The sequence below is a fragment of the Pseudomonas sp. 2995-1 genome (assembly GCF_002742505.1).
Classification (GTDB): domain Bacteria; phylum Pseudomonadota; class Gammaproteobacteria; order Pseudomonadales; family Pseudomonadaceae; genus Aquipseudomonas; species Aquipseudomonas sivasensis.
Genome location: NZ_LJSA01000305.1, coordinates 1 through 5,349, shown reverse-complemented (window position 1 = coordinate 5,349; position 5,349 = coordinate 1). Strand labels below are relative to the sequence as shown.

Below are 5,349 nucleotides of genomic sequence, written 5' to 3'. Positions count from 1 at the left end.
TGGCCTCGCTTCAGCAAATTGGGTATGTGATAGCTTTCGGTGTTTGCAAGAGTCGAACTTTCGGTTCATTTCGTCTTCACACACCGCAATCTGGTGCTCTTTCGCTTTTCAGCTCGAAGCAAGCAAATTGCTTGGGTGTTATATGGTCAAGCCTCACGGGCAATTAGTATTGGTTAGCTCAACGCCTCACAGCGCTTACACACCCAACCTATCAACGTCGTAGTCTTCGACGGCCCTTTAGGGAACTCAAGGTTCCAGTGAGATCTCATCTTGAGGCTAGTTTCCCGCTTAGATGCTTTCAGCGGTTATCTATTCCGAACATAGCTACCCGGCAATGCCACTGGCGTGACAACCGGAACACCAGAGGTTCGTCCACTCCGGTCCTCTCGTACTAGGAGCAGCCCCTCTCAAATCTCAAACGTCCACGGCAGATAGGGACCGAACTGTCTCACGACGTTCTAAACCCAGCTCGCGTACCACTTTAAATGGCGAACAGCCATACCCTTGGGACCGGCTTCAGCCCCAGGATGTGATGAGCCGACATCGAGGTGCCAAACACCGCCGTCGATATGAACTCTTGGGCGGTATCAGCCTGTTATCCCCGGAGTACCTTTTATCCGTTGAGCGATGGCCCTTCCATACAGAACCACCGGATCACTAAGACCTACTTTCGTACCTGCTCGACGTGTCTGTCTCGCAGTCAAGCGCGCTTTTGCCTTTATACTCTACGACCGATTTCCGACCGGTCTGAGCGCACCTTCGTACTCCTCCGTTACTCTTTAGGAGGAGACCGCCCCAGTCAAACTACCCACCATACACTGTCCTCGATCCGGATAACGGACCTGAGTTAGAACCTCAAAGTTGCCAGGGTGGTATTTCAAGGTTGGCTCCACGCAGACTGGCGTCCACGCTTCAAAGCCTCCCACCTATCCTACACAAGCAAATTCAAAGTCCAGTGCAAAGCTATAGTAAAGGTTCACGGGGTCTTTCCGTCTAGCCGCGGATACACTGCATCTTCACAGCGATTTCAATTTCACTGAGTCTCGGGTGGAGACAGCGCCGCCATCGTTACGCCATTCGTGCAGGTCGGAACTTACCCGACAAGGAATTTCGCTACCTTAGGACCGTTATAGTTACGGCCGCCGTTTACCGGGGCTTCGATCAAGAGCTTCGCGTTAGCTAACCCCATCAATTAACCTTCCGGCACCGGGCAGGCGTCACACCCTATACGTCCACTTTCGTGTTTGCAGAGTGCTGTGTTTTTAATAAACAGTCGCAGCGGCCTGGTATCTTCGACCGGCATGAGCTTACGGAGCAAGTCCTTCACCCTCACCGGCGCACCTTCTCCCGAAGTTACGGTGCCATTTTGCCTAGTTCCTTCACCCGAGTTCTCTCAAGCGCCTTGGTATTCTCTACCCAACCACCTGTGTCGGTTTGGGGTACGGTTCCTGGTTACCTGAAGCTTAGAAGCTTTTCTTGGAAGCATGGCATCAACCACTTCGTTAACTAAAAGTTAACTCGTCATCAGCTCTCGGCCTTAAGATCCCGGATTTACCTAAGATCTCAGCCTACCACCTTAAACTTGGACAACCAACGCCAAGCTGGCCTAGCCTTCTCCGTCCCTCCATCGCAATAACCAGAAGTACAGGAATATTAACCTGTTTTCCATCGACTACGCTTTTCAGCCTCGCCTTAGGGACCGACTAACCCTGCGTCGATTAACGTTGCGCAGGAAACCTTGGTCTTTCGGCGTGGGTGTTTTTCACACCCATTGTCGTTACTCATGTCAGCATTCGCACTTCTGATACCTCCAGCAAGCTTCTCAACTCACCTTCACAGGCTTACAGAACGCTCCTCTACCGCATCACTTACGTGATACCCGTAGCTTCGGTGTATGGTTTGAGCCCCGTTACATCTTCCGCGCAGGCCGACTCGACTAGTGAGCTATTACGCTTTCTTTAAAGGGTGGCTGCTTCTAAGCCAACCTCCTAGCTGTCTAAGCCTTCCCACATCGTTTCCCACTTAACCATAACTTTGGGACCTTAGCTGACGGTCTGGGTTGTTTCCCTTTTCACGACGGACGTTAGCACCCGCCGTGTGTCTCCCATGCTCGGCACTTGTAGGTATTCGGAGTTTGCATCGGTTTGGTAAGTCGGGATGACCCCCTAGCCGAAACAGTGCTCTACCCCCTACAGTGATACATGAGGCGCTACCTAAATAGCTTTCGAGGAGAACCAGCTATCTCCGAGCTTGATTAGCCTTTCACTCCGATCCACAGGTCATCCGCTAACTTTTCAACGGTAGTCGGTTCGGTCCTCCAGTTAGTGTTACCCAACCTTCAACCTGCCCATGGATAGATCGCCCGGTTTCGGGTCTATTCCCAGCGACTAGACGCCCTATTAAGACTCGCTTTCGCTACGCCTCCCCTATTCGGTTAAGCTCGCCACTGAAAATAAGTCGCTGACCCATTATACAAAAGGTACGCAGTCACCCAACAAAGTGAGCTCCCACTGCTTGTACGCATACGGTTTCAGGATCTATTTCACTCCCCTCTCCGGGGTTCTTTTCGCCTTTCCCTCACGGTACTAGTTCACTATCGGTCAGTCAGTAGTATTTAGCCTTGGAGGATGGTCCCCCCATATTCAGACAAAGTTTCTCGTGCTCCGTCCTACTCGATTTCATGACTAAGAGATTTTCGCGTACAGGGCTATCACCCACTATGGCCGCACTTTCCAGAGCGTTCCGCTAATCTCAAAGCCACTTAAGGGCTAGTCCCCGTTCGCTCGCCACTACTAAGGGAATCTCGGTTGATTTCTTTTCCTCAGGGTACTTAGATGTTTCAGTTCCCCTGGTTCGCCTCTTACGCCTATGTATTCAGCGTAAGATAACCATCTTATGATGGCTGGGTTCCCCCATTCAGACATCTCCGGATCAAAGTCTGTTTGCCGACTCCCCGAAGCTTTTCGCAGGCTACCACGTCTTTCATCGCCTCTGACTGCCAAGGCATCCACCGTATGCGCTTCTTCACTTGACCATATAACCCCAAGCAATCTGGTTATACTGTGAAGACAACATTCGCCGAAAATTCGATTTGGCTCTTTCGAGCCACTCACAAATTTTACCTTAGCCTGATCCGTTACCAGTGAAAGTAACGTTCAGTCTATCTTTCTATCACATACCCAAATTTTTAAAGAACGATCTAATCAAAGACTAGAAATCAACATTCACCATCATCACAATGGAATGCTCATTTCTAAGCTTTCAACAAACAGAAGCAGTAGTGGTGGAGCCAAACGGGATCGAACCGTTGACCTCCTGCGTGCAAGGCAGGCGCTCTCCCAGCTGAGCTATGGCCCCGTATTTCTACAGGCGTTTCCCACACAAAATTGGTGGGTCTGGGCAGATTCGAACTGCCGACCTCACCCTTATCAGGGGTGCGCTCTAACCAACTGAGCTACAGACCCAATTTCGGGCTGCTTCTTTATCGTCTTCTTCAATGAATCAAGCAATTCGTGTGGGAACTTATGGAGCAGCTGATGTCGTCGATTAAGGAGGTGATCCAGCCGCAGGTTCCCCTACGGCTACCTTGTTACGACTTCACCCCAGTCATGAATCACACCGTGGTAACCGTCCTCCCGAAGGTTAGACTAGCTACTTCTGGTGCAACCCACTCCCATGGTGTGACGGGCGGTGTGTACAAGGCCCGGGAACGTATTCACCGCGACATTCTGATTCGCGATTACTAGCGATTCCGACTTCACGCAGTCGAGTTGCAGACTGCGATCCGGACTACGATCGGTTTTATGGGATTAGCTCCACCTCGCGGCTTGGCAACCCTCTGTACCGACCATTGTAGCACGTGTGTAGCCCAGGCCGTAAGGGCCATGATGACTTGACGTCATCCCCACCTTCCTCCGGTTTGTCACCGGCAGTCTCCTTAGAGTGCCCACCATTACGTGCTGGTAACTAAGGACAAGGGTTGCGCTCGTTACGGGACTTAACCCAACATCTCACGACACGAGCTGACGACAGCCATGCAGCACCTGTCTCAATGTTCCCGAAGGCACCAATCTATCTCTAGAAAGTTCATTGGATGTCAAGGCCTGGTAAGGTTCTTCGCGTTGCTTCGAATTAAACCACATGCTCCACCGCTTGTGCGGGCCCCCGTCAATTCATTTGAGTTTTAACCTTGCGGCCGTACTCCCCAGGCGGTCAACTTAATGCGTTAGCTGCGCCACTAAGAGCTCAAGGCTCCCAACGGCTAGTTGACATCGTTTACGGCGTGGACTACCAGGGTATCTAATCCTGTTTGCTCCCCACGCTTTCGCACCTCAGTGTCAGTATCAGTCCAGGTGGTCGCCTTCGCCACTGGTGTTCCTTCCTATATCTACGCATTTCACCGCTACACAGGAAATTCCACCACCCTCTACCATACTCTAGTCAGTCAGTTTTGAATGCAGTTCCCAGGTTGAGCCCGGGGATTTCACATCCAACTTAACAAACCACCTACGCGCGCTTTACGCCCAGTAATTCCGATTAACGCTTGCACCCTCTGTATTACCGCGGCTGCTGGCACAGAGTTAGCCGGTGCTTATTCTGTCGGTAACGTCAAAACAATCACGTATTAGGTAACTGCCCTTCCTCCCAACTTAAAGTGCTTTACAATCCGAAGACCTTCTTCACACACGCGGCATGGCTGGATCAGGCTTTCGCCCATTGTCCAATATTCCCCACTGCTGCCTCCCGTAGGAGTCTGGACCGTGTCTCAGTTCCAGTGTGACTGATCATCCTCTCAGACCAGTTACGGATCGTCGCCTTGGTGAGCCATTACCTCACCAACTAGCTAATCCGACCTAGGCTCATCTGATAGCGCAAGGCCCGAAGGTCCCCTGCTTTCTCCCGTAGGACGTATGCGGTATTAGCGTCCGTTTCCGAACGTTATCCCCCACTACCAGGCAGATTCCTAGGCATTACTCACCCGTCCGCCGCTCTCAAGAGAAGCAAGCTTCTCTCTACCGCTCGACTTGCATGTGTTAGGCCTGCCGCCAGCGTTCAATCTGAGCCATGATCAAACTCTTCAGTTCAAACATCTTTGGGTTTTTAAGAAACCCTAAACTTGGCTCAGCAATCGTTGGTTACATCTTTGATTTCTCGCGGAGTAACTTGTGATGCTGATAATCTTGTTGACTATCAGTCTGACTCCACAAGCACCCACACGAATTGCTTGATTCAGTTGTTAAAGAGCGGTTGGTTAAGATCTTTCGTCTCAACCGAGGCGCGCATTCTACAGCAGCCTCATTTGCTGTCAAGTGATTATTTTCAGAAGCTTTCGAAGATTTCTTCAACAAC

At 51.1% G+C, this 5,349-nt stretch carries 2 tRNA genes and 2 rRNA genes; all 4 read right to left on the bottom strand.

The features are described from left to right. Nucleotides 1–142: 142 nt before the first annotated feature. Nucleotides 143–3,034: ribosomal RNA gene (locus AOA61_RS05985) — 23S ribosomal RNA — on the bottom strand. A gap of 247 nt (nucleotides 3,035–3,281) precedes the next feature. Further along, nucleotides 3,282–3,357, bottom strand: a tRNA-Ala gene (locus AOA61_RS05980). Nucleotides 3,358–3,387: 30 nt separating this feature from the next. Next, nucleotides 3,388–3,464 (bottom strand) — tRNA-Ile (locus AOA61_RS05975). An 83-nt stretch (nucleotides 3,465–3,547) separates the two neighbouring features. Then, nucleotides 3,548–5,084: ribosomal RNA gene (locus tag AOA61_RS05970) — 16S ribosomal RNA — on the bottom strand. Together the 16S and 23S rRNA genes with 2 tRNA genes alongside form the textbook arrangement of a ribosomal RNA operon. Nucleotides 5,085–5,349: the final 265 nt, after the last annotated feature.